Origin of the sequence: Aquabacterium sp., assembly GCF_016234775.1 — a bacterium.
Taxonomy (GTDB): Bacteria; Pseudomonadota; Gammaproteobacteria; order Burkholderiales; family Burkholderiaceae_C; genus Aquabacterium.
Genome location: NZ_JACRAH010000042.1, coordinates 23,640 through 45,904, shown reverse-complemented (window position 1 = coordinate 45,904; position 22,265 = coordinate 23,640). Strand labels below are relative to the sequence as shown.

The 22,265-nt window shown below is 61.8% G+C and carries 22 protein-coding genes; 15 read left to right on the top strand and 7 right to left on the bottom strand.

Going from position 1 to position 22,265, the window contains the following annotated elements:
* Positions 1-56: 56 nt before the first annotated feature.
* The 7 genes from HY836_RS12465 to HY836_RS12435 all read left to right on the top strand — a co-directional run bounded on the left by HY836_RS12465 (position 57) and on the right by HY836_RS12435 (position 7,031).
* Positions 57-479 carry a c-type cytochrome gene (locus HY836_RS12465; protein WP_290676476.1) on the top strand — a complete coding sequence of 141 codons (423 nt, stop codon included), beginning with the start codon at positions 57-59 and terminating at the stop codon, positions 477-479.
* A complete protein-coding gene (locus tag HY836_RS12460; RefSeq protein ID WP_290676475.1) occupies positions 476-868 on the top strand; it encodes a hypothetical protein in 393 nt (130 codons plus the stop codon). The genes HY836_RS12465 and HY836_RS12460 overlap by 4 nt, the downstream gene beginning before the upstream one ends.
* Positions 865-2,442 (top strand): GMC family oxidoreductase, encoded by a 1,578-nt coding sequence (locus HY836_RS12455; protein ID WP_290676474.1) that lies wholly within the window; start codon positions 865-867, stop codon positions 2,440-2,442. The genes HY836_RS12460 and HY836_RS12455 overlap by 4 nt, the downstream gene beginning before the upstream one ends.
* Entirely contained in the window at positions 2,439-2,663 is a 225-nt protein-coding gene (locus HY836_RS12450) for a hypothetical protein (protein WP_290676473.1), read from the top strand. The genes HY836_RS12455 and HY836_RS12450 overlap by 4 nt, the downstream gene beginning before the upstream one ends.
* A gap of 83 nt (positions 2,664-2,746) precedes the next feature.
* Positions 2,747-3,850: an NDP-sugar synthase gene (locus HY836_RS12445; RefSeq protein ID WP_290676472.1), complete on the top strand. Its 1,104-nt coding sequence runs from the start codon at positions 2,747-2,749 to the stop codon at positions 3,848-3,850.
* A gap of 33 nt (positions 3,851-3,883) precedes the next feature.
* A complete protein-coding gene (locus HY836_RS12440) occupies positions 3,884-4,747 on the top strand; it encodes a hypothetical protein (RefSeq protein WP_290676471.1) in 864 nt (287 codons plus the stop codon).
* Positions 4,719-7,031 carry an ATP-dependent DNA helicase gene (locus tag HY836_RS12435; RefSeq protein ID WP_290676470.1) on the top strand — a complete coding sequence of 771 codons (2,313 nt, stop codon included), beginning with the start codon at positions 4,719-4,721 and terminating at the stop codon, positions 7,029-7,031. Before HY836_RS12440 ends, HY836_RS12435 begins: the two co-directional genes overlap by 29 nt.
* A gap of 5 nt (positions 7,032-7,036) precedes the next feature.
* Here HY836_RS12435 and HY836_RS12430 read toward each other — a convergent pair whose 3' ends face one another.
* Genes HY836_RS12430 through HY836_RS12420 form a run of 3 tightly spaced genes read right to left on the bottom strand, consistent with a single transcriptional unit; the run spans position 7,037 to position 8,833 of the window.
* On the bottom strand, positions 7,037-7,687 hold the full coding sequence (locus HY836_RS12430) for a CatA-like O-acetyltransferase (protein WP_290676469.1): 651 nt from the start codon (positions 7,685-7,687) through the stop codon (positions 7,037-7,039).
* 23 nt (positions 7,688-7,710) lie between these two features.
* A complete protein-coding gene (locus HY836_RS12425; protein ID WP_290676468.1) occupies positions 7,711-8,292 on the bottom strand; it encodes an NnrU family protein in 582 nt (193 codons plus the stop codon).
* A gap of 49 nt (positions 8,293-8,341) precedes the next feature.
* A complete protein-coding gene (locus tag HY836_RS12420) occupies positions 8,342-8,833 on the bottom strand; it encodes a GNAT family N-acetyltransferase (RefSeq protein WP_290676467.1) in 492 nt (163 codons plus the stop codon).
* A gap of 73 nt (positions 8,834-8,906) precedes the next feature.
* Here HY836_RS12420 and HY836_RS12415 point away from each other — a divergent pair, with 73 nt between their 5' ends.
* On the top strand, positions 8,907-9,749 hold the full coding sequence (locus tag HY836_RS12415; RefSeq protein WP_290676466.1) for an alpha/beta fold hydrolase: 843 nt from the start codon (positions 8,907-8,909) through the stop codon (positions 9,747-9,749).
* Positions 9,746-10,231: a hypothetical protein gene (locus tag HY836_RS12410; RefSeq protein WP_290676465.1), complete on the top strand. Its 486-nt coding sequence runs from the start codon at positions 9,746-9,748 to the stop codon at positions 10,229-10,231. The genes HY836_RS12415 and HY836_RS12410 overlap by 4 nt, the downstream gene beginning before the upstream one ends.
* A 4-nt stretch (positions 10,232-10,235) precedes the next feature.
* On the opposite strand, the gene HY836_RS12405 is transcribed toward HY836_RS12410, so the two are convergent.
* Entirely contained in the window at positions 10,236-11,276 is a 1,041-nt protein-coding gene (locus tag HY836_RS12405) for a peptidylprolyl isomerase (RefSeq protein ID WP_290676464.1), read from the bottom strand.
* Between the two features lie 10 nt (positions 11,277-11,286).
* Positions 11,287-11,526 carry a VF530 family protein gene (locus HY836_RS12400; protein ID WP_290676463.1) on the bottom strand — a complete coding sequence of 80 codons (240 nt, stop codon included), beginning with the start codon at positions 11,524-11,526 and terminating at the stop codon, positions 11,287-11,289.
* A 185-nt stretch (positions 11,527-11,711) separates the two neighbouring features.
* On the opposite strand from HY836_RS12400, the gene HY836_RS12395 reads away from it, so the two are divergent.
* Complete coding sequence (locus tag HY836_RS12395; protein WP_290676462.1) at positions 11,712-12,620, top strand: hypothetical protein; 909 nt, start codon at positions 11,712-11,714, stop codon at positions 12,618-12,620.
* Positions 12,617-13,855: a choice-of-anchor X domain-containing protein gene (locus HY836_RS12390; protein ID WP_290676461.1), complete on the top strand. Its 1,239-nt coding sequence runs from the start codon at positions 12,617-12,619 to the stop codon at positions 13,853-13,855. The genes HY836_RS12395 and HY836_RS12390 overlap by 4 nt, the downstream gene beginning before the upstream one ends.
* Here the strand turns inward: HY836_RS12390 and HY836_RS12385 are convergent.
* Both HY836_RS12385 and HY836_RS12380 read right to left on the bottom strand, forming a co-directional pair.
* Positions 13,846-15,663 carry a hybrid sensor histidine kinase/response regulator gene (locus tag HY836_RS12385; protein ID WP_290676460.1) on the bottom strand — a complete coding sequence of 606 codons (1,818 nt, stop codon included), beginning with the start codon at positions 15,661-15,663 and terminating at the stop codon, positions 13,846-13,848. The genes HY836_RS12390 and HY836_RS12385 overlap by 10 nt on opposite strands.
* On the bottom strand, positions 15,650-16,333 hold the full coding sequence (locus HY836_RS12380) for a response regulator transcription factor (protein ID WP_290676459.1): 684 nt from the start codon (positions 16,331-16,333) through the stop codon (positions 15,650-15,652). Before HY836_RS12380 ends, HY836_RS12385 begins: the two co-directional genes overlap by 14 nt.
* 404 nt (positions 16,334-16,737) lie before the next feature.
* On the opposite strand from HY836_RS12380, the gene HY836_RS12375 reads away from it, so the two are divergent.
* Genes HY836_RS12375 through HY836_RS12360 form a run of 4 tightly spaced genes read left to right on the top strand, consistent with a single transcriptional unit; the run spans position 16,738 to position 22,257 of the window.
* Entirely contained in the window at positions 16,738-17,754 is a 1,017-nt protein-coding gene (locus tag HY836_RS12375; protein ID WP_290676458.1) for an FAD:protein FMN transferase, read from the top strand.
* Between the two features lie 23 nt (positions 17,755-17,777).
* Complete coding sequence (locus HY836_RS12370) at positions 17,778-20,804, top strand: hypothetical protein (protein ID WP_290676457.1); 3,027 nt, start codon at positions 17,778-17,780, stop codon at positions 20,802-20,804.
* Positions 20,801-21,439, top strand: coding sequence for a hypothetical protein (locus HY836_RS12365; protein WP_290676456.1), 639 nt, complete (start codon positions 20,801-20,803; stop codon positions 21,437-21,439). Before HY836_RS12370 ends, HY836_RS12365 begins: the two co-directional genes overlap by 4 nt.
* Positions 21,439-22,257 (top strand): hypothetical protein, encoded by an 819-nt coding sequence (locus HY836_RS12360; RefSeq protein ID WP_290676455.1) that lies wholly within the window; start codon positions 21,439-21,441, stop codon positions 22,255-22,257. The genes HY836_RS12365 and HY836_RS12360 overlap by 1 nt, the downstream gene beginning before the upstream one ends.
* Positions 22,258-22,265: the final 8 nt, after the last annotated feature.

Below are 22,265 nucleotides of genomic sequence, written 5' to 3'. Positions count from 1 at the left end.
AGCATCGAGAAAACCACAGCCAATATCGGCTGCGCAGACAATTTGACGAGGAACTGATGGGCGCCAAACATATTCGTTTGATTTACGGCACGCTGGCCTTGCTGCTGCTGTATGTCGGCGGCAATATGGTCTACCGTTTGCTCGTGGTCAAACAGGATGAGGGAGACCCACGCACGCAGGCCCTCATTCAACGCGGTCAAGCCATTGCCGAAACCTGCGCGGCCTGCCACTACCTGGATCAGCGCACCCATTTCGTCGGCCCCAACCTGGTCAGCCTGATCGGGCGGCCTATTGGCCGCGCCGAAGGATATGAATATTCTGAAGCGCTCCAGAAGCAAAGCGACAACTGGACGCCAGACAAGCTGAGCGCCTTCCTGGCCAATCCACAGCAGTTTGCGCCCGGCACCAAAATGGCGCTGGCCGGCTGGCCGCCGGCAGATGTTCAGGCGATCGTGGCTTACCTGCAGAGCAAAGAATGACCCGTTCGAAACAGCACCCATCGCCACATCTGTCGCGCAGAGGCTTGATCAAGGCCTCCTTGCTCGGTGCTGCAACCGCACCCGGCGTGAACTGGCTGGCGTCGGCCCATGCAGACACACTGTTCCCCCTGGAGCCGCAAGCGCTGCAAGCACTGGCCATCAAAGTCACCGATGCCTTGCCAGCACAGGTGTGTCAACGGGCATGCCTGTCCGTCTCGGCGCATGTGCAGGCTGCAGGCCTGACGGGCCCGAGCGGCATGGAGAGCCTGTTGCAGTTGCTGCACCGTGATGATCTGGCGCATGGGCGCGTACACGAGTTGCACGGGATCGGCCTGAGCAACACGCAAATCGGCGTACTGGCTGCCATGCGTCAGAAGGTATCGGCATGAGCAAGTTCGTCGACGCCAGAGAGCAGGACTTCAAGGAACCGCTGCAGGCGGATGTCTGCATCGTGGGTGCTGGCGCTGCCGGCATCACGCTGGCACGCTACCTGGCCGACAGCGGCCTGGACGTGCTGATGCTGGAATCGGGCGGCCTCAAGCTGGAAGGCCCCACGCAGGCCCTCTACCAGGCTGAACGTCGAGACATCAAGTACTACGACATGACGGCGTGCCGCCTGCGTTACTTCGGCGGCACCAGCAACCACTGGGCTGGATACTGCCGCCCCAATGATCCCATCGACTTCATGGGCCGCCCGGAATTGGGCATCGCGCCCTGGCCCATTGGCGAAGCGGAGCTCACACCGTACGTCAAGCGGGCGGCGGCTGATCTTGGCCTGAGCATGGAAGGCTTTGATCCGGCCTTTCAGGCCCGGCGCTTCAACATCGACCCAGCAGACCTGCCTGATCGGCACTCTGATATCTGGCTGACCAAGGTCTTTCAGATCACCACACGCAAGCTGCAAGGCCAGATCTGGATGGACCAGCTGACGAGGCAGGCCAATTTGCGCGTGTTGCTTCACGCCAATGTCACCAGGATCCATGCAGCGCAGAACGGCTCGCACATTGATGCCGTGAGCGTGCGCGCCCTGGACAAGGCGCCCTTCAAGGTCAAGGCGCGTTGGTTTGTGCTGGCGGCCCACGCCGTGGAAAACGCCCGTCTGCTGCTGGACTCCGATGACGTGATCCCTGGCGGCATTGGCAACCAGCATGACAACGTGGGGCGACATTTCATGGAGCACCCACAACTGGTGTCCGGGCGCTTCGTCCCCAACGAGAAGTTCTTGCGCCTGTATAACGCTGGCGAGATGCTCAAGTCATCTCTCAACATCAATTTCAGCCTCAATGCCGCGACCATGAAGCGCGAAGGCATGCTGCAGTACTACTGCCGCTTCCTGCCCGTGTATGACTTCGAGCGCACACAAGAAGCGTTCAAGCAGCTCGGAGACGGGTTCTGGAAGCCGGGCGACATGAAAGCCCTCAAGGCTTTGGGCCGTGTTGTGGGCGACCTGCCGGGCAGCTACAAGCATCTGATGAACAAGTGGGAAATCCAGCCCGCTGCACCCATTGCCTTCAACCTGGACCACCGCACCGAGCAGGAGCCCAACCGGGAATCGCGTGTGATGCTCAGTCCGGAGCGCGACGCACTCGGCTCGCGCAAAGCCATCATCAAGTGGTCGTTCACGGATCTGGACTACAAGACTTTTGCCCGCGGCAATGAGCTGGTTTCACAGGAACTCAAACGACTGGATCTGGGCACGGTGAGTGCCCCGCCACTGACACCGGACACCATCCGGGGCATCGTGCGCGGTCACTTCCACCACATGGGCACCGCGCGCATGAGCGCGCGCCCGGAGGATGGGGTGGTCGACACCAACGTGAAGGTCCACGGTATCGACAACCTGTTTGTGGCAGGCAGCGCGGTGTACCCCACAGCGGGCTATAGCGGGCCCACCATGTTCCTGATGGGCTTTGCCATTCGACTGGCCGAGCACCTCAAGACGTTGAAAAAGGCCGCAGCATGAAAGCCCTGCTGATTCAGTTGCTCTTGCCACCTGTGCTGGTGGCTTTCCCATGGCTGCTCGCACTGGTTCGGGGGCAATGGGTGCGCTTTGCTTTGCTGCTGCTGCTGTGGAGTGCCGCCATCGCCGTGATGCTGCTGAAGTGGTCTGTCCCAGGCGCCGCAGCGCTGGCTGCGCTGGGCCTGATCACGGCCATGTCCACCACCATCCAGATCCATGGCTGATTGACGATGATGTCATCTTGCCGACGCAGGCCGCTGGCATCATCAACAACGCATTTTCGACCTACGCCCACCACTGTAAAACCATGACAAAAGCCATGATCCTGGCCGCTGGCCAAGGCACACGAATCCGCCCGCTCACAAAGGGCATGCCCAAACCCATGGTACCCATTCTCGGCAAGCCGGTGCTGGAATACCTGATCGAGCATCTGGCCCGCCATGGTGTGCGCGAGATCATGATCAACGTGGCCTATCACCACTGGAAGATCGAGAACTACTTTGGTGACGGCAGCCGCTGGGGTGTGGAGATCGGCTACTCGTATGAAGGCGTGCGCGACCACGGCGAGATCGTGCCCAAACCACTGGGCTCGGCGGGCGGCATGCGCCACATCCAGGATTTCAGCGGTTTCTTTGACGAAACGACGCTGGTGATCTGTGGTGACGCGATCATCGATCTGGACATCACCACCGCCATTGCCGAGCACAAGGCCAAGCGTGCCATGGCCAGTGTGGTGACACTGGAAGTACCGCGTGACCAGGTGAAGAACTACGGCATTGTGGTGGCGGATCCATCAGGCAAGGTCCAGTCCTTCCAGGAAAAGCCCAACCCTGCCGATGCGCTGTCCAACCTGGCCAGCACCGGCATTTACCTGTTTGAACCTGCCGTGCTGGAACTGGTCCCGCCCGGCAAGGAGTTCGACATTGGCAGCCAGTTGTTCCCCATGCTGGTGGCGCAGGGCCTGCCTTTCTATGCGCAAAGCCGCCCCTTCCAGTGGCTCGACATCGGTCGGGTGAGCGATTACTGGTCGGTGTTGCAGCAGGTGCTGGCGGGCCAGATCGCTGACATGCGCATGCCGGGCAAGCAGGTTCGCCCTGGCGTGTGGGTCGGTTTGAACACGCGCGTTGATTGGGATAAGGTCAACATCACGGGGCCCGTCTACATCGGTTCGGGCTCGTGCATTGAAGCGGGCGCTACGATTCAAGGCCCCACCTGGATTGGCCATGGTTGCCGCGTGCGCGCAGGTGGCAATGTGACGCGCAGCGTGATGTTCGACTACACACGCCTGAATGTGGACCAGGCCTTCATGGAAGTGATTGCCTCGCCCTTGTATGTGGTGGACCGCCACGGCCATACCACCTACCAGGGCGAAGAAGGCAGCGCCTACCGCTGGGGCGACGCCCGCGCCTGATACAGCACGCCATCACTGTATACTTGTACAGTGATGAGCGATGTACAGCCCCCCGTTCTGAGCCGAACCCACCTGTCGCGCCTGATGAAGGTCTGGCGCTCGGCAGGTTGGCCTTGCCGTGATCCGATCGAGCTGGATCTGCTGGCCGCAGGCCTGCTGGAACTGGCCGCATCGGCGCACGGCCATGAAACGCTGAAACTCACCCCACAAGGGTTTGATGTGCTGGTCGCCAGCCGTCAACGCAATCTGCGGGCCATGAGCCGGCATGAGCGCCTGGTGCAGCGCGTGGCGCGACAACTGAACCAGGGCGGCCGACTGGTCTGGACCGAGCTGTCCCTGCGTGCGCTGGTCAAGGGTGACGCAGACGCGCCCCCTGCTGCGCTGCAGACCTCGGAGGCCCTGCCGGATCTGGCCTTGTGGACGCAGGATGATCTGGATGCGGGTTCCATGCCCGCAGAACCAGCAGAGCCCAAAGGCACCTGGCGCATGGCCCGGCCCGATGTGTTCTCCGTTCGGCACACCTCGGTGGAAGCCTATCTGCAACCGGTGGTGCATGAGATCAAGGTCAGCCGGGCTGATCTGCTCTCGGACCTTCGACACGCCGCCAAGCGCGAGTCCTACCAGTGGTTGTGCAGCGCCTGCTACTACGTGTTCCCCGCCGGTATCGCGCAGCCCAACGAAATCCCGCAGGATCTGGGTGTGTGGGTGATCCACGGTGATCTGGACAACGGCCGCCTGGAGCAGTTGCGGCCTGCCCGACATGCGCCGATGACGGTGCCCTTCCCCGTGTGGATGGCGCTGGCCAAGACCACGCCCTGGCGCGACGAGGCCCAGCAGGACGCCCAAGCACTGCTGGGCGAGCAAGCGGATGAACACACCAATCAACGCGAGCTCTGACACCTCAACGCCATTGGATGCACCCAGCTATGTGGTGGCCGTGCGCACGCTGTGCGAGTTCACGGCCAAGCAGGGAGATCTGGACTTGCGCTTCACGCCCACGCCTTCGGCTCAGGAGGGCATCGAAGGGCATGCGCTGGTGGCATCGCGACGAGGCACCGGCTATCAAAGTGAGTTGAGCCTGAGTACCCGCTGGGGGCCCTTGCTGGTGCGTGGCCGCGCAGACGGCTATGACCCTCGTCGCCAACGCGTGGAAGAGGTCAAGACTTTCAAGGGCAAGCTTGATGCCATGCCGGCCAACCATCGGCATCTGCACTGGGCTCAGGTCAAGGTTTACGGGGCCTTGTTGTGCCTGGCCTTGCAACTCGACGAGATCGAACTGGCCTTGGTCTATCTGGACATCGGCACCAACAAGGAAACGGTGCTGACCGAACGCCATGCAGCCAGCGCACTGCAAGGTTTTTTTGAGGAACTGTGCGGCCGTTTTGTGGATTGGGCGCAGCAGGAGATGGCGCATCGCCAGGCACGGGACGCCGCGTTGTCCGCGCTGCGCTTTCCGCATGAATCGTTCAGGCACGGGCAACGCGTGCTGGCCGAATCGGTCTACAAGGGCGTGGTGTCCGGACGCTGCCTGCTGGCTCAGGCACCCACAGGCATCGGCAAGACGGTGGGCACCTTGTTCCCCATGCTCAAGGCCTGCCCCGGGCAGCAGCTGGATCGTGTGTTCTTTCTGTCGGCCAAGTCATCGGGGCGTGCGCTGGCGCTGGAGGCCATGCAGCGCCTGAGCCCAGGCCACACGCGTGTGCTGGAGTTGATAGCCCGAGACAAAGCATGCGAACACCCTGACAAGGCCTGCCACGGGGAGTCCTGCCCGCTGGCCCAAGGCTTCTATGACCGGCTGCCGGCCGCACGTGCAGAAGCGGCCTCGCAAAACGACGCCTTGCTCGATCAGGCCACCATTCGCACCGTGGCCTTGAAGCACCAGATCTGCCCCTACTACCTGGGCCAGGAGATGGCGCGCTGGTGCGATGTGATCGTGGGGGACTACAACTACTACTTCGATCTCAACGCCATGCTGCATGGGCTCATGCAGGCACAACAGTGGCGCGTAGGCGTGCTGGTGGATGAGGCGCACAACCTGGTGGAGCGCGGCCGCAAGATGTATTCAGCCGAGCTGGATCAGGACAGCCTGCAGGGCGTGCGGCAGAACGCGCCACCTGAATTGAAGAAGCCGCTGGATCGACTTCGCCGAGCATGGCAGGCGCTGCACAGCGATCAAACCGATGCCTACGCTGTGCAAAGCGAGTTACCGGACGCGTGGATGACGGCCCTGCAGCACGCCATCGGTGCGATTACCACCCACTTGTCCGAGCACCCCACCGAAGTGGACGGCGAACTGCAAGCCTTCTACCTGGAGGCACTGCACTTTGCCCGCATGGCCGAGCTGTTCGCCTCACACAGCTTGTTCGACATCACGCTGCGGCAATGGGGTGCAAAGCGCTCATCCACCGTGTGCATCCGCAATGTGGTGCCGGCCCCCTTCCTCAAACCGCGCTTTGAAGCTGCGCGATCGGTCACGCTGTTTTCCGCCACGCTACAGCCACCACGCTATGTCCACCAGATGCTGGGCCTGCCCGACAGCACGGCCAACATCGATGTGCCCTCGCCGTTCGAATCCTCACAACTGGATGTACGCGTGGCCAGGCACATTTCCACCCGTTACAAGGACCGTCAGGCATCCATGCAGGCCGTGGTGCAGGCCATGGCCGAGCAGTACCGCAACCGGCCTGGCAACTATCTGGCCTTTTTCAGCAGCCACGATTACCTGCAGGAGGTGGCCGCGCTGCTGGAGGTGGTGCACCCAGACATCCCGATATGGAAGCAATCCCGCCGCATGCAGGAGAGCGAACAGCAGGCCTTCCTGAGCCGCTTCACGCCCGATGGCCAGGGCATCGGCTTTGCCGTCCTGGGTGGTTCATTCTCGGAGGGCATCGACCTGCCCGGATCACGCTTGATCGGCGCTTTCATTGCCACGCTGGGCATGCCGCAAGTGAACCCTGTCAACGAGCAGATTCGCCAGCGGCTGGATGATCTGATGGGCTCAGGGCACGACTACGCTTACGTCTACCCGGGCATGCAGAAGGTGGTGCAGGCAGCAGGCCGGGTGATACGCACGGTGACGGATCAAGGTGTCGTGCTGCTGCTCGATGACCGCTATGGACGGCGTGACATCCAGCGCTTGCTGCCCACGTGGTGGCACCTCGCAGACACCCCAGACAGGTAGCCCACTCAACAGACCCAGTCAGCGGCGGACGCGCTCAGCTCAGACAAAGCTGTATAGAAACGCCCGACGTGCAAGCCATCCACCACGCCATGGTGAACCTGAATGGCCACCGGCATGGTCACCACCTTGCTTCCTTCACGCTCAATGAACTTGCCCAATGTGATCACAGGGATATAGCCATAGATCGGGTCATAGGGATGGGTGAAGGCGGTGAAGCTGAACCACGGGATGCTCGTGATGAAGAACATGTGGTGCTTGGGCCCCACACTCAAGTCAGGCGCAGCCTTGACGGCATTCATGCGCTCGGTAGCGTCAGCCTTGTACCGACGGAAATCCTCGATATGTACACCGTCGCAAAAAGAAAATAGATCACCTTCACGGGCCACGGTGTAGCCCGGATCCACGCGATCGAATTCGTACAGTACGCCGTCGATGACGCGATGCCTCAACTCCGGCACAGCGTTGACCGAACAAGATACCGCATGGCTGATGGCGATGAAGACCGACACACCCGCCGCATCGGCAGCGCGCTTGATGCCGGTCACATCCACCTCGCTGGTGGTGCTGAACTGCGGCATCAAACGGCTGTTGAAGGCCTTGAGGATGTCTGCCCTGGCGTAGCTTTGAAGATCAACCGGCCGCTTGCCAGGCGCCATGCACCCTGCAGATACATGCGCCATCAGACACCCATCGGCGACTTGCCAATCAGGTGCAGGTGCCCCCAGAAGGCAAAGCCCGCCCATGCCGCCACGCCCACCACCACGGTCAACACGGTCGCGATGGCAGACGTGTTCAAGGGGGCAGGTGGATCACGGCGATCACGCTGACGCGACGCACGGAAATCCAGGATCGCCCACAGCAAGAAAGCACCAAACAGCACCACGTGTGCCAGTTGCCCATTGGCCAGCAAGTGAGACAAGGCCCAGACCTTCACGCCCAGGATCATGGGATGACGCAGCCTGGCCTTGATGGCATTGCCCGGCACATAGGCCGCGACCAGGAAGATGAAGGTGACCAGCGTGAGCAGCGCCGCGATGTGGCGCATGGGCAGAGGCGGCACCCACAGCACCACCGGCGCCAGCCGCGTTTGACCAAAGCCACAGACGATCAGCACGAAGCCTGCGATGGACAGCAGAGAATAAACGCCCTTCCATGGCAAGGCGCCGATACGCTCGCGGGTTCGCGTGCGCCAGTCATCGGCGAAGATGCGTACCGAATGCACGCCCAGGAAAATCAACAGCCCCAGCACCAGCTCCAACATCGCCAATCCTTGTGTGAAGTAAGGGATCAGGGTGGATTATGGGCGGTGTTCAGCCCAGCGTCTTGACCATCAGCAGATAAGGCACGCCATACATATCCGGCAAGGTGCGATGCACGACAAAGCCTGACCTGGCATACAGGCCTTGCGCGGCCTTCATCACGGGCGAGGTGTGCAAGGCCAGCGCTGGCGCACCATCTCGGCGCGCCCTGGCAATGCACTCGTCCAGCAAGCGCTGCCCTACGCCGCAACCACGGCCGAAGGGCGCTACCGACAGGAGCCGCACGATCGGCCAGTCAGCAGGGAAAAAATCTGGTCTGGCCTGATGGGCCCCGACATAACCCACAGCACCCAATAGCCGGCCACCGCGTTCGGCCAACAGCACCTCGCTGTCATCTGCTTTCTGGGTCAATGCGTTCAATCTGGGAACCAGTTCATGCCAACCAGGCATCGAAGCCGCCAGATCCAGCCAGGATTCACGCACCAAAGCATCAACCACCTCGGCGTCTTGCGCACGGAACTCACGAATTGTCAAACTACTCATACCCACCCATTTGTGTTTCTCGGCATCTTGCCTGCGCCACATGCTGACGGCAAGATCGCACACCACCCTGCTCATGGCATCTTCACCACGCATTCCGGTCTGGCTTCGCACACTGTGCCTCACCTTGCTGTTGCTGACGGCGCTGCTCTGGATGGGCGCCGTCGGCTTCCTGTGGGTTCGACAAGAGCGTTTGCTGTTTGCACCGGAGGTGCTGGCGCAGGATCATGCCTTCACGCAGGCCGACACACAGGAAGAGTGGGTGGACGTACCCGGCGCCCGCTTGCATGCCCTGCACCTGCGCCAGCCCTTGCGCAACGGGCAGCGTCACACCAAAGGCATCGTGTTTTACCTGCATGGCAACGCAGGCAATGTGGCAACCTGGTACACCAACCATGACTACTGGCTGCAAAGTGGTTACGACCTGTTCATGCTGGACTATCGAGGGTTCGGCAAAAGCAGCGGGCACATACAAAACGAAGCACAACTGCATGACGACGTGATGCGCGCATGGCAACAAGTTGCGCGGGAATACGTCGGCCTCAAGCACGTGATCTTCGGGCGCTCACTGGGCTCCGGGCTGGCCACCCGTCTGGCCATGCAGGTGCACAGTGATTTGCTGATCCTCGTGTCCCCCTACCAGAGCATCGAAGCCCTGGCCACATCGATCTACCCCTGGGTGCCCCCGGTGGTCTTGCGTTACCCTATGCACACGGATCAATGGCTGCCCCACGTGCCGGGCCGCATCGTGATTTTTCATGGTGACCGAGACACCCTCATCCCTTTCTCGCATGCGCAGGCACTGAAGCGTTTGCAAGCTCGGGCGCAATTGATACGTGTGGACGGCGCTGGCCACGGCGACATCCAGGCCTTCCCCATCTACACACAGGCATTGAGCCAAATCCTAGCCCAACCATGACAAAAGTCCACGCCTTCGCACTGTGTGCAGCGCTCTTGAGTCAGCTCGCTCAGGCCGAAGACAGCTCGGCAGTTGATCAGCGCTTCTTCCTGGACGCAGCCGATTGCGCGGCGGCTTTGGAAGCCCGCGTCATCGACCGTCAGACGCAAGCCCGCACGGCCGCCCGCGATGAAGCCATGCTGCGCGATGTCGAGCACGGCTTCGTGTTCATCGGCGTAGCCTACAAACGTGGCCTGCGCAATCCACAGGCGGACGACATGCTCCATGCAGCAGAAAAGCGGTGGAGCGCCCTGAGCAAGGCAGACAAGGAAGCGCGGCTGGCCAGTTGCACCAGCCAGGGTCTGCGCTTGATGGATGAGGTCTCGATGCTGGAGCGATTCATCGTGCGCAACCGAGCCAGTGCGCGGCTTGATCGCTTGCTGGAGAAAGAACGGGAGCGGGACAAAGACAAGGCACCGGGCACCGCTCACGACAAACCATGATGGCTCACTGCCGGCCGCGCCTGGCTCGTTGACGCAAGCGCGCCGTGATCATGGCTTTCATCGAATCGAATGAGGGTCGGGGCGTCGGCCGTGTTTCCTGCAACTCGATGACATGCCAGCCAAAAGTAGATTGCACGGGTTCTTCGGTCAATCCCTTTGGCGCCAGCGCCATCAAGGCCTGACCAAACTCCTTCACGTACGTGCCCGGGCCCGCCCAGCCCAGATCGCCACCGTCCTGACCTGATCCGGTATCGGTTGACAAGGCCTTGGCCAGTTTGTCAAAAGACTCCCCGGCCTGGATGCGTTTGATGACCGCCTGCGCCTGTGCTTGCGTGTCCACCAGAATGTGGCGTGCCTTGTACTCCATCTCCGCCGATGGCGGTACGGTGCGTTCATACTCCTCTCGCATCATGGCCTCGGTGATCGGCGTGGCACCTTTGATGCCATCGATCACACCCGAAGCAATCAGATCCTGGAAGGCCTCGGCGGCAAATTGCCCTATCTTGAAGCGCTTGAAGACGTCGTCCGTCAAAGGATACTGATAGCGCTTGCGGTAGTCTTCCTGACCCACCACCTGCGCGTCAGGTTGAGACGCGGCCCCCAAGCCCTTGCCTCGAAAACGCAAGACAGCCACATCGAAAGCGAAGAACCGACCGTCCTTGTCATCGCCGACTTGATGCGAGATCTGGATCAGTTGCGCACACCGACTGCGCGCCATCGCCAGCAAAGGCTTGGGCGGCTGCTTGCCTTCGTCCTTGGCGTCTGTGAAGACGATGTCGATGTCGTAGGTGCCTGAGCGCAAGCTCTCGGCCACATGGCCCGTTACCTCGCGATTGACCTCGCGCCAGAAGCCGTCTATCTTGGCATCACTGAAGCGCGCCCCCGTTCCGCCTGCGAGCACGGCACACCGATAGGCATTGGGAGGATAAGGGTCGCCGTTCGGTTCGCTGCCGGCTTGAGCACCGCCCACATGCAGCGCCAAGCTTGCCCACAGGCAAAGTCCCAAGCGGACCATTGAGCGACGTGTTTGGTGGATCAGATGCATGCTGGCTACCTCACTGTGCCTGGCGCGTCTGCCTCAGCGTATACAGATACAGCCCTTCGACCTTTTCTCGGGCCCAGGGTGTCTTGCGCAGAAACTTCAGGCTGGAGGCCACGCTGGGCTCATGAGTGAAGCAGCGAACAGGTATGCGCTGGCCGAGTTCTTCCCAGCCGTAGTAGTCGGCCAAGTCTTCGACCATGCGGGCCAGTGTGATGCCGTGAAGCGGGTTGCGAGGCTGCGCTGTTGAGTCCATGATGACGGGCCGGTTCCTGACGTTGCGTGCACATCCTACAGGGTACGCCTCCACCTACCCGCTCGGGTAGGTCCCCCCTCCCCGCCTGGGCGACCCTTGAGCAAGGGGTGGATTCACGCCATGCGTGTCCGAATAATCAAGGCATCCCATAACACATGCGCAAGGCGCGCAACGCAGGATTCCTTATGCCCTTGTCATCGCACACCACACGCCTTTCCATGCTCGCCCTGGCCATCTGCGGCTTGAGCAGTCTGGCCCATGCCACCAACTATTCGCTGTGGATCAACGGCCGCACCAGCACGCCAGGCAATGTGAACAGCCCGGCCGATTTCACCTACTGGGGTGGCTCACCCGCGCTCGGCGTGCAAGCGGGCATCAACCCCATCAGCGTCAACTGGGATGGCAAGAGCCACGTCGCCACAACCAATGCCGGCATCCAGAAGGCACTGGACTGCTATTGCACGGGCAGCAACTGGTGCTACGTGGCCGTGCACAGCGCAGGCAATCTGCAGATCGGCTATGCGCTGTCGAAGTACGGCAACTCGGTTCGCAACAGTTCCTCGGTCCCCACTGATGGTGTCTGTACCGGCGCAGTGGGTGGCGCCAAACAAACCGGGTGGAACATCAAGTTCGTGGATGTGGGCGCGGGTGCTGCGGGCGGTTCCGAACTGGCGGACTCGGGCGCCTGGAGCACCTCGGAAGAGCTTGTGCAAGACCTCAAGACCACGACGGCACGGGCCATGTACGACCACAACCTCACACGCAATGTGAATTTCTACATGTACGCCGGCGCGAAGGGCGCCGTCACTTCGGCCGTGCTCAAGGGTCAGAACGATTCGGTGGTGGCGTATCACTCGACAGGCGGCACCTCAGGCACGGCCGGTAGACGTCTGTGCAACCCTGGCCAATCATCTCTGACCTGCCCTTACGACCTCACATTGGGCACGGCGGCCAATGAAGATGGTTCGAAGAAGTGGAGCTTCCACTCGGTGGTGTTCCGTGATGACGCCGAAACCCTTGACCACTACGTCAACCAGAGCTGGGCAGGCGTGATGTCGAAGGTTCGCACCCACATGGTCAACACCGCCAAATGAAGCAAGCCCCGCAACGCGATACCCGCAAGGCGCGCAAGTCCAAGGTGACGGCCGTTGTGGCCATTGCCTTGCTGGGTGTGGCGCTGCTGTGGGCGGCGATGGGGGATGGCAAGGCGCACTCCGAGCCATCCAGCGTTGCCAAGCCTCAGGCGCCCGGTTTGAACGCCATGATGGCTGGCCACGTTGATGCCGGGCAGACCATGGCATCGCCAGCCCACAGTGCACGCCAACTGCTCGTCGCCCAAGTGACCGAAGCCAGGCAACGGCTGTCGAGCTACCGCGCCGCCACCATCTATCCGCCCGAATCTCAGCCCATGGCGGCCCATGGCGACATGCTCAAGCCATTTGACCCGGTCGTGGAAGACCATGCTGCGCTCAGCGCACAAGGTGTGCCCATATCGGGCCGACATCTGCGCACCAGCCAGGACCGCGTGTATGTGAGCGGGTCGGACAGCGTGTTGTTCACCGTGGCCATGCATGACGACCAGAACCGCAAGGCTCCCCTGCGCGTGATCAGGGCCACGGCACATGAAGTACAGGATGCCGCCCACCCTCAGACCGTGTTGCCCGTGGCCGTGCAGTTTGATGACCGCGGTAACCATGGCGATGCGTTGGCTGGCGATGGCGTCTTCAGTGCACGCTTGCAACCCGCCACACAAAGCTTCGCTGCCACGCAAGGCACGATCCGAGTTGACCTGGATCTGCAAAGCGACGTTGGCGGGCCTGTTCACGCCTTCTTTGACATTGTGTACATGCCCAACGTGCCGGCCATCTGGAGCGGCCAGGTGCGAGAAGTCATGGACAAAGGCTCGCTGGATTTCTACTTGCGCGCCGACATCAAGGAGGCAGGCCGCTACATCGTCACGGCACGCGCGTATGACGCCACCGGCAAGCCATTCGCCATGTTGAGCTTCAATGACGAGGTACCCGCAGGCGCCCGTGACATCCGGCTGACCTTGTTCGGCAAGCTCGCACGTGATGCCAGGCCGGTGTTCCCGATCACACTGCGCGACATTGACGGCTTCATCCTCTATGAAAGCCGCTTTCCCGATCGCGCCATGATGCCGCGATGGCCCCAGACCGCGTACACCAGCCAGCCACATGCCATCAGCGAGTTTGCCGATACCGAATGGACAAGCGAGCAGCGCCAGCGCTACCTCACCGAATACAGCAAGGATGTGCAGGTGGCCGAGCAGAATCTTCAGCGCGTGAACAACACCCCGTCTCAACCCTGAGATGGCCGCGTGATCTCGTGCAGGGCCGTGAGCAACTGGTCTCGATCGAGCGGCTTGTGCATCACCCTGATTCCCTGCTCTGCAGCTCTCGCCTGAATCAAGGGATCCAGGTCGCCCGTGACGAGGATCGCAGGCATGTCATCGCCAAATTCGTGACGTAGCTCGGCGATGGCATCAAAGCCGCTGTATGAGGGGCCCAGACGGTAGTCACAGATGATCGCCCTGGGCCAGGCATCAGCATCAGCCGCTTGTTTCACCAACGCCATGGCCGTGTCACCCCCGAGTGCCAGATAGCCACTGTCATTGAGTACCGTCAGAACGGCCTCTCGAACATTGGTCTGATCCTCAATGACCAGGATGCACTCGCTTTCCGTGGCCATCAAGGCTTCATCGCCGAGCACGCCCGATGGCAAGGGCATGGCCGAACTGGCCTCACCTGGTTGAAAGGCGATATCGAAGCATGAACCCTTGCCCAGTCTGGAGCGCAGTGTGATCCGGGTATCCGTCAGGGCCAGCAGGCGGCGGACCACGCCCAAGCCCAGGCCTAGACCATCCTGCGCGCGGCGCGCCGAGTTCTGCACCTGGAAGTAGTCGTCAAACACCTTGACGCGATCCGCACGGGCGATGCCCATGCCCGTGTCCCACACCTGGCAGTGGATGTGGTTGCCTTTGCGGCGCGCACGCAAGCGCACCTCGCCCTGGGCGGTGTAGCGCACGGCGTTTTCCAGCAAATTGCGCAGCATGCGCTGGGCCAGCACCGGGTCGGTCCAGATCCAGTCGTCAGTGGGATGAACCGACCAGCGCAAGCCCTTCTCGCTGCACGCCAGCGCGAACTCGTGATCCAGTGAAGTGAAGAGATCCCGCACCGACACATGCTGGGGCTGACAGGCCACTTTCTGGGCATCAATGCGGGCCACATCGAACATGCGCTCGAACAGTTGTCGCATGGACGTCAAGGCCGCGCCGAGCTTGTCAGCCACTTCAAGCTGGTAGAGCGTGGTGAGTTGCTTGCGCAAGTGGTCACTGAGCAATTGCAGGCTGTAGAGCGGCTGGCGCAAGTCATGGCTGGCCGAGGCGAAGAACTCGCTCTTTTCTCGATTGGCCTGTTCGGCTTGCGCTTTGGCACGGGTCACTTCATCGACCTCGCGCGCCAGTTCCTGGACCAGCACGGCGTTGCGCTGGCGTGTGCGTGCGGCATCGAACAAGCGGCGGGAGATCGCGCGCCCCGCCAGCAAACCATTGATGCCAGCTGCCACCAACAGCACGGCGATGTAGTGATCCACAGGGTTGCCGTGCACCAGCAGTGCCGCCAACAGGCTCAACACGACCGGGGCCGTGCCCACCATGGCCAGGCCGAAGTCTTCGATCGCATAGAAGGTCAGGCCATAGGTGAACACCACCACGGTGATGAGCAAGGGCAGTTGCCATTGGGGCGTCAGACTGCCATACAGCAACGCGCACAACGCACCGCCTGATACCGCGTGAACGGCCCGCCAACCCAGCAAAAGCCAGCGCCAGGGCTGGTAATTCATGGCGCTGAGTTGCACACGGCGAAAGCGAATCGCCAAGGGGATGACGACGATGCACACCAGCATCATGCAGGCATACAAGGGCAACCAGATGCCAATGGGCAGGCTTGACTTCAGGATGAGCACCCCGATCAGGGTGAGCCCCACCAACTGCAAGGGCACAGCCTTGGGGTGATTGCGCCATCCGCTGCTCACCATGTCGATCCAGATGGCTGCGTCCTGCTCGGACAAACCTCGCAGAGACAGGCACAGCAGGCGCTGGTCGCTATGGGCTTGCATGGGGTGCGGCGCAAGCCAGTATCAGGTGCACGCGGCTGCTGACCTTGTAGGCCCTCAACAAACCACTGACATGCAGTTTGACCGTATCCGGGCTGATACCCAGTTCGTCAGAGATCACCTGATTGGAAAAGCCCTTGAGCACCAGGCGCAATACTTCGCTTTGCCGCGGCGTCAACTTGATGGTGGCGGGTGCCACCGCAGATTGAGGCTCCGCCCCTGACAGTCGCCCCGTGAGCTGCCAGAGCAACTCCCTGGGGAAATAGATGCCCCCACTGGCCATGGCCGAGATGCCTTGCACGAACTGATCCAGATCGCCGTGCTTGGGCACGAAGGCGGCCGCGCCTTGTTGCAGGCATTGCATGGCCAGTTGATCGTCGTCCGTGCCGGACACCACCCCCACCATCACGTTGGGCGCGATGGCCTTGATCCGCTGCAACGTCTCCAGACCACGGCTGTCCGGCAGGTTCAAATCCAGCAAGACGGTGTCGATGGCCACACCGTACTCGCCTTGCAGTATCTGAGTGGCCTGGCGCAAATTACAGGCCTCGAACAATTGCGCGTTGGGGCGAAAGTCGGTGAAAACGCGCACGATCCCCTCGCGGATGAGTGCATGGTCATCCACGATCAGATAAGCGTCGCCGCGGATGATGGGGGCCTGTGTACTGCTCATGTTTGAATTCGTTTCGAGACCCATTATGTGTGCGGCGCGCGCATGGCCTTGATGGGCCGGCCGGCCACATCGACTCGTTCGGTTGCGTCCGAACACGCTGTTGATCAAACGTCATCCGCCGTTGAGACTGCGCTTGGCAGTGCATCCCCCCCGCGTTTTGGTGTGGCGCTCGTCACACAAGACGTGCGGCTCATTGGGCATGGCGCTACGCGAGAAGCAAAACGTCGATTTCGCCTACTTACATCTGATGCATCTGCACGCAGACCGGCCCGAATGTAACGCTGCATACTGCACGCCACCGACGTAGCCAGTCCTGCCACCTCTTCAGACACGCACGCCACTCCACCTCCTTGCTCGGGCGACCAGGACGCGTTGGTTCTGCTTTAACTGGAACCTGCCTCAAGATGTTTGGCGCCCTCAAAGCCCTTCGCCGTGAACCACAACGCACCTCCGCCAGCCCACCGCAGGTGGTGAACGCGGGTGCGTGGCTGCAGCGCGAGGAAGCCATCATGGGCACGGCGATCAACGTGGTGCTGTGGTGTGATGATCGGGCGCAAGGCGAAGCGGCCATGGATGCGGTGATGGCCGAGATGCACCGCATCGATCGGACCATGAGCCCTCATCGGCCCGACTCGGCACTCTCACGCATCAACCAGCTTGCGTACGATGAACCCGTCCCATTGAGCGACGAGATGTATCGCTTGCTCACCAGGGCGCAGGCTTTTTCGGCCCTGTCTGAAGGGGCGTTTGACATCACCTATGCCGCTGTCGGCCAGTTGTATGACTACCGAGCCGGCACGCGCCCCAGCCCCGAAGCGCTGGCCCAGGCACGCGCTGCCGTGGGCTATCAACACCTGAAGCTTGACGCGCCAGCGCGCACTGTTCGCTTTGGTATGCCAGGCATGCGCATTGACCTGGGCGGCTTCGCCAAGGGCCATGCGGTCGACAACGCGGCGGCCATCTTGCGCACACATGGCATTGCACACGCCCATGTCAGCGCGGGTGGAGACAGCCGCGTGATCGGCGATCACCGCGGGCGCCCCTGGAGCATCGGCATCCGCGACCCGCGTCGCCCTGGCGAGATGGTGGCCGTGCTGCCGCTGCAGGATGTGTCGATCTCCACATCGGGTGACTACGAGCGTTATTTCGATGTTGACGGCGAACGTTGCCATCACCTGATCGATCCAGCCACGGGCCTGTCACCACGCAGCGTGCACAGCGTCACCATCCTGGCAGACGACGGGCTCACCACCGAGGCCTTGTCCAAATCCTTGTTCGTGTTGGGCCTGAGCAAGGGCATGGCACTGATCGAATCGCAGCCTGGCGTGGACGCCATCGTGGTGGATGCACAAGGCGCCTTGCATTTTTCTTCTGGCTTGATGGCTGCGCCCACGCAGCGCTCAGGCGCTGTTCAAGCATGACACGCTGAGGAAGCCCAAACATCATGAAGCTGAAGCGCCCACTTTCCATCGCTGCCGCGCTCGCCGCGCTGTTGAGCCTGCCTGCCTGCATGGAAGGCAGCTCCTCGTCCGAGTCCAATGCCAGCACGAGCTCCATCGCCATCCCCATCGCCTATGCCAAGCGGGCCAACACCATCATGGCCAACCCCACCAACGGCGCACCCACTGCGCCTGGCGGGGATCTGATCATTCGCGATGTGTCATCGCCCAGCGCACCGGAATACAACATCACCGAGCGCTTCACCCAGGGCCAAGGCGATGCCTCCGGCCCTGAAGTGTCTTACGACGGCAAGAAGCTGGTGTTCGCCATGCGCTGCCCGGACACCAACACGGCCATGATCAACCTGGGCGAAGTCTCGGTGCGCGCCTGCACCGGGCGCTGGAACATCTGGGAATACGACATGAGCAGCGGCGGGCTGACCGGCGGCACCTTCCGCCGCCTCACCGCATCGATGAGTGACGATGATGTGGACCCGACCTACCTGCCCGGTGGGCGCGGTGTGGTCTTCACCTCCAACCGCCAGACCAAATCCCGCGTCAACCAGTTCATGGGCCAAAACCGCCGGGCCCTGGACGAATACGAACGCGAACCGGTGTTCAACCTGCACACCATGGATGCCGATGGTGGCAGCATCACGCAGATCTCGTTCAACCAGAGCCATGACCGCAGCCCGGTGGTGCGCCAGAACGGCGAAATCATGTTCTCGCGCTGGGACCACGTGGGCGGCCGCAACCACTTCAAGATCTTCCGCATCAAGCCAGATGGCACCGATCTGTTCGTGCTGTACGGCGCGCACAGCGACGGCAACAGCTTCCTGCACCCGCGTGAGATGGACCCCAATAGCGCGAAGTACAAGGGCTTTGTGGCTTCGGACGTGATGCCACTGTCAGGCACGCGTGAGGGCGGCGCCCTGATGTTCGTGGACGTCACCAACTTTTCAGAGCAGCACACGCCGGTCAATTCAGACGTGACCGCAACAAGCGGCCAATCCCAGCCCACAGCCGAGCCCCTGAATTTTGGTCGCGGCTTGTCGAACTATGGGCGCATCACCACGCCCTACCCTTTGTGGGATGGCACGGACCGCTTGCTCGTGTCCTTTGCGCCTTGCCGGGTTCATCGCAATGGTGCGGTTATTCCGTGTGCCAAGTTGAGCGACGATGAGAAGCGGCGCCTGGCGCAAGAAGATCGCCCACGTGCAGAGGTATTGAACGACGAAGTTCAAGACGACGTGCCGCCTGCCTATGGCATCTACATGTTCGACCCAGCAAGAAGCACCTTGCTGAACGTCGCATCGCCACCTGAAGGCTTCATGTACACGCACCCGGTGGCTCTGCAGCCTCGTACCGAACCCGGCACCAGCGATCCCACCAATCTGGATGAGGCCCTGGCCGCAGACGGAGAGGGCATCATCGAGGTGCGCAGCGTTTATGACACCGATGAACTCGGGCGCATGGGCGACGCGGTGTTGCTGGACGGGATTGACAACACCAATGGCTGCACCACACCCATCCCCAAAATTGCACCGCCCGACCCCAGGACGGATACACGGCCACTGATTCCCGATCTGCTGCGCATGAAGAACCCGGCGGATCCTGCCTATGGCTGTGCGCCTGCGCGATTCATTCGTGTGTTCCGCGCTGTCGCACCACCGGAGGATATGACGGGCACACGTGACGCCATTGGTGAGACCGATTTCGAGATGCAGCAGATCCTGGGCTATGCCCCCATTGAGCCGGATGGCTCGTTCAAGCTGCGCATCCCGGCCGACACGCCGATTGGCCTGGCTGTGGTGGACGCGGAAGGCCGCGCATTCCAGACCCACACCAACTGGATCCAGGTGCGCCCTGGCGAGCGCCGCACGTGCGACGGGTGCCACAGCCCACGCCGTGGTGGGGCCATCAATGCGGGCAGCGTGGTCAACGCGATGCCCGATGCACTCAAGACTTCCTTGATGGTGGGCACCGTGTCCAGGCCCATCATCAAGAGCGATGGCGAGACACTGGCCGGTATCCGTACCAGGCTTGATCCATCCGCACTGCTGTATTCACCCGACTTGATCTACACGGACATCTGGGCTGATACCAGCAAGAACGGGGTCACGGCCCGCGCCCCCATCACGCTGAACTACGACGGTCTCGACAGCAATGCCAAGCCCTCCAACGGCATCATCAACTACCCTGAGCACATCCAGCCACTGTGGACGACCCCCCGAGGCACCGGAGGTGTCAACACCTGCACCACCTGCCACAACGCCCAGGCCAAGCTGGATCTGAGCGGCACCACCGCCGGCACAGGCCGGATGACGTCTTACCAGGAGCTGATGGTGGGCGATCCCATCATAGACCCAGCAACAGGCAGGGCCAGAACGCGCCTTCGCAGTGGCATACCCGTGATCGAGCGCGGGCCGGCGCTGGTGAACACCTCGGCCAGCGAGGGCGAGGCCCTGGGCCTGAGCCGCGCGAGCCGATTGACCGAGATCCTGTGGGGCAAGAACATGGCTGCCGACGCCGATGCCCGAACAGCACACCCCACACCGCCCAACACGGCGCCGAACCACGCCACTTTGCTCAACGCGTCTGAAAAGCGTTTGCTCGCGGAATGGATGGACCTGGGCGGCAAGTATTACAACGACCCCTTCAACGCCAACACGATGATGCGCCCCATCAGCGGGCTGAACCGCACCACGTTTGACTCGCAGGTGTTCCCCATCTTGCAAAGCACGTGTGCCAGCGGTTGCCACCAGGCCATCGGCAGCAGCAATTCGGCCACGCCCGGCACCGCCTTGCGTGACAACCGATTCGTGCTGACTGGCGATAAACCGGGTGACTACAACGTGACGCTGACCATGATCACCGACGCCTGCACCGAGGCCGCCAACGCGCTGCTCAGCAAGCCATCGAGCCTGCGACACCCAGACGTTGGCGTAGACAGCCCCGCCATCCTGCCCGTTGGCAGCACGGCCTACAACACCATTGCCAACTGGATACGGACGGGATGCCGGAACCCATGAGCTGCACCGCTGAATACTTGATGCGCACCGCGTTGCATGGCGCCATGGTTTTGTCCATGGTGGGGGCCTTATCGGCATGTGGCGGTGGCGGCGACGGGGGCAACAGCAACCCGCTGGGCAACCCTGCGTCGGTCAGCAACCCGGTCATCACCGGGGGGCAGAAGCTGTCGTTCGTGTACTTCCAGAAGTGCATCAACCCCATCTTGCTGGCGCAACTGCCCGCACTGCAAGGCGGCGGCTTCACCAACAGTTGCGCGAGCGCCGGTTGCCACGACACGGTCACAGGTGCTGGTGGTGCCTTGCGCGTGGTGCCAGGTGCGCAAGCGGTTGACCTCACGGATCCGGCCAACACACCCGCCGTGATCCGCAACAGTGACATGTACAAGAACTACTACTCGGCCCAGGGCGCCGTGGTGGTGGGCTCATCCACTCAGAGTCGTCTGCTGTCCAAACCGATGTTGCTGGTACAGCACGGCGGTGGACAGATCTTCGCCAGCCTCAGCGATGCCCATGCCGCGCGCATTGCCTACTGGATCAACCACCCCATGCCCATGGGTCAGGATGAATTCAGTGCAGCGGCCTCAACGATGTTCACCCCGCAAGACCCGCAGACCGGGGCCTGCAATCCACCATGATGGGTCATTGCATTAAAACCAAAGCCGTCACCTTGCTGCTGACGGGCATGTTCGCTTGGGCGAACGGTTACGCAGCCGATGAATCCGCTACCCCTGTGGCCGCCAGTTCGTCCACGCCATCGGCACCTGCTGCGTCTGGACCGATATCGCCCGAAAGCCTGCAAGTCACCGAACCGTATATCGAACTGCACACCGGGCCCGGGCGAGGCTTTCCGGTGACGCAAGTGGTCTTGCGCCACGAATGGATCGAGATCGAACTGCGCCATACGGATTGGTACCGCGTGCGCACAGCCAAAGGCCAGGTGGGGTGGGTTGTGCGACAGCAACTTGCATCCACCCTCACGGCGGCCGGTGTGCGCAAGAGCTTTCGGGACATCGTGCTGGATGATTTCCTGAACCGCAGCTTGCAGATGGGCGCCGCCTGGGGGCGTTTCAAAAGCGAGCCTGCGCTCAAGGCCTGGGCGGGCTACCGCATGTCGGAAACACTCAGCCTGGAATTCACGCTGGGCCAGGTTCAAGGCAAGTTCGCGGGCTCCGACTACTGGCATGTCGACCTGATGGCTGAGCCTTGGTCCGATCAGCGCTGGTCACCGTTTGCCAGCATTGGCGTGGGGCGATTCAAGAACGAGCCCAATACCAGCCTGGTGGGCGCCACCACCAGCAACGCCAAACTGACCCATGCCGCCGTGGGGCTGAACTACCACGTGAGCGACCGTTTCTTGCTGCGGGCTGATTACGGCCTGCACACGGTCTACCTATCTGACTCGGTCACCACCGAATACCGCGCCAGCTCCATTGGCGTGGCCTTCTTTTTCTAGACGGACTC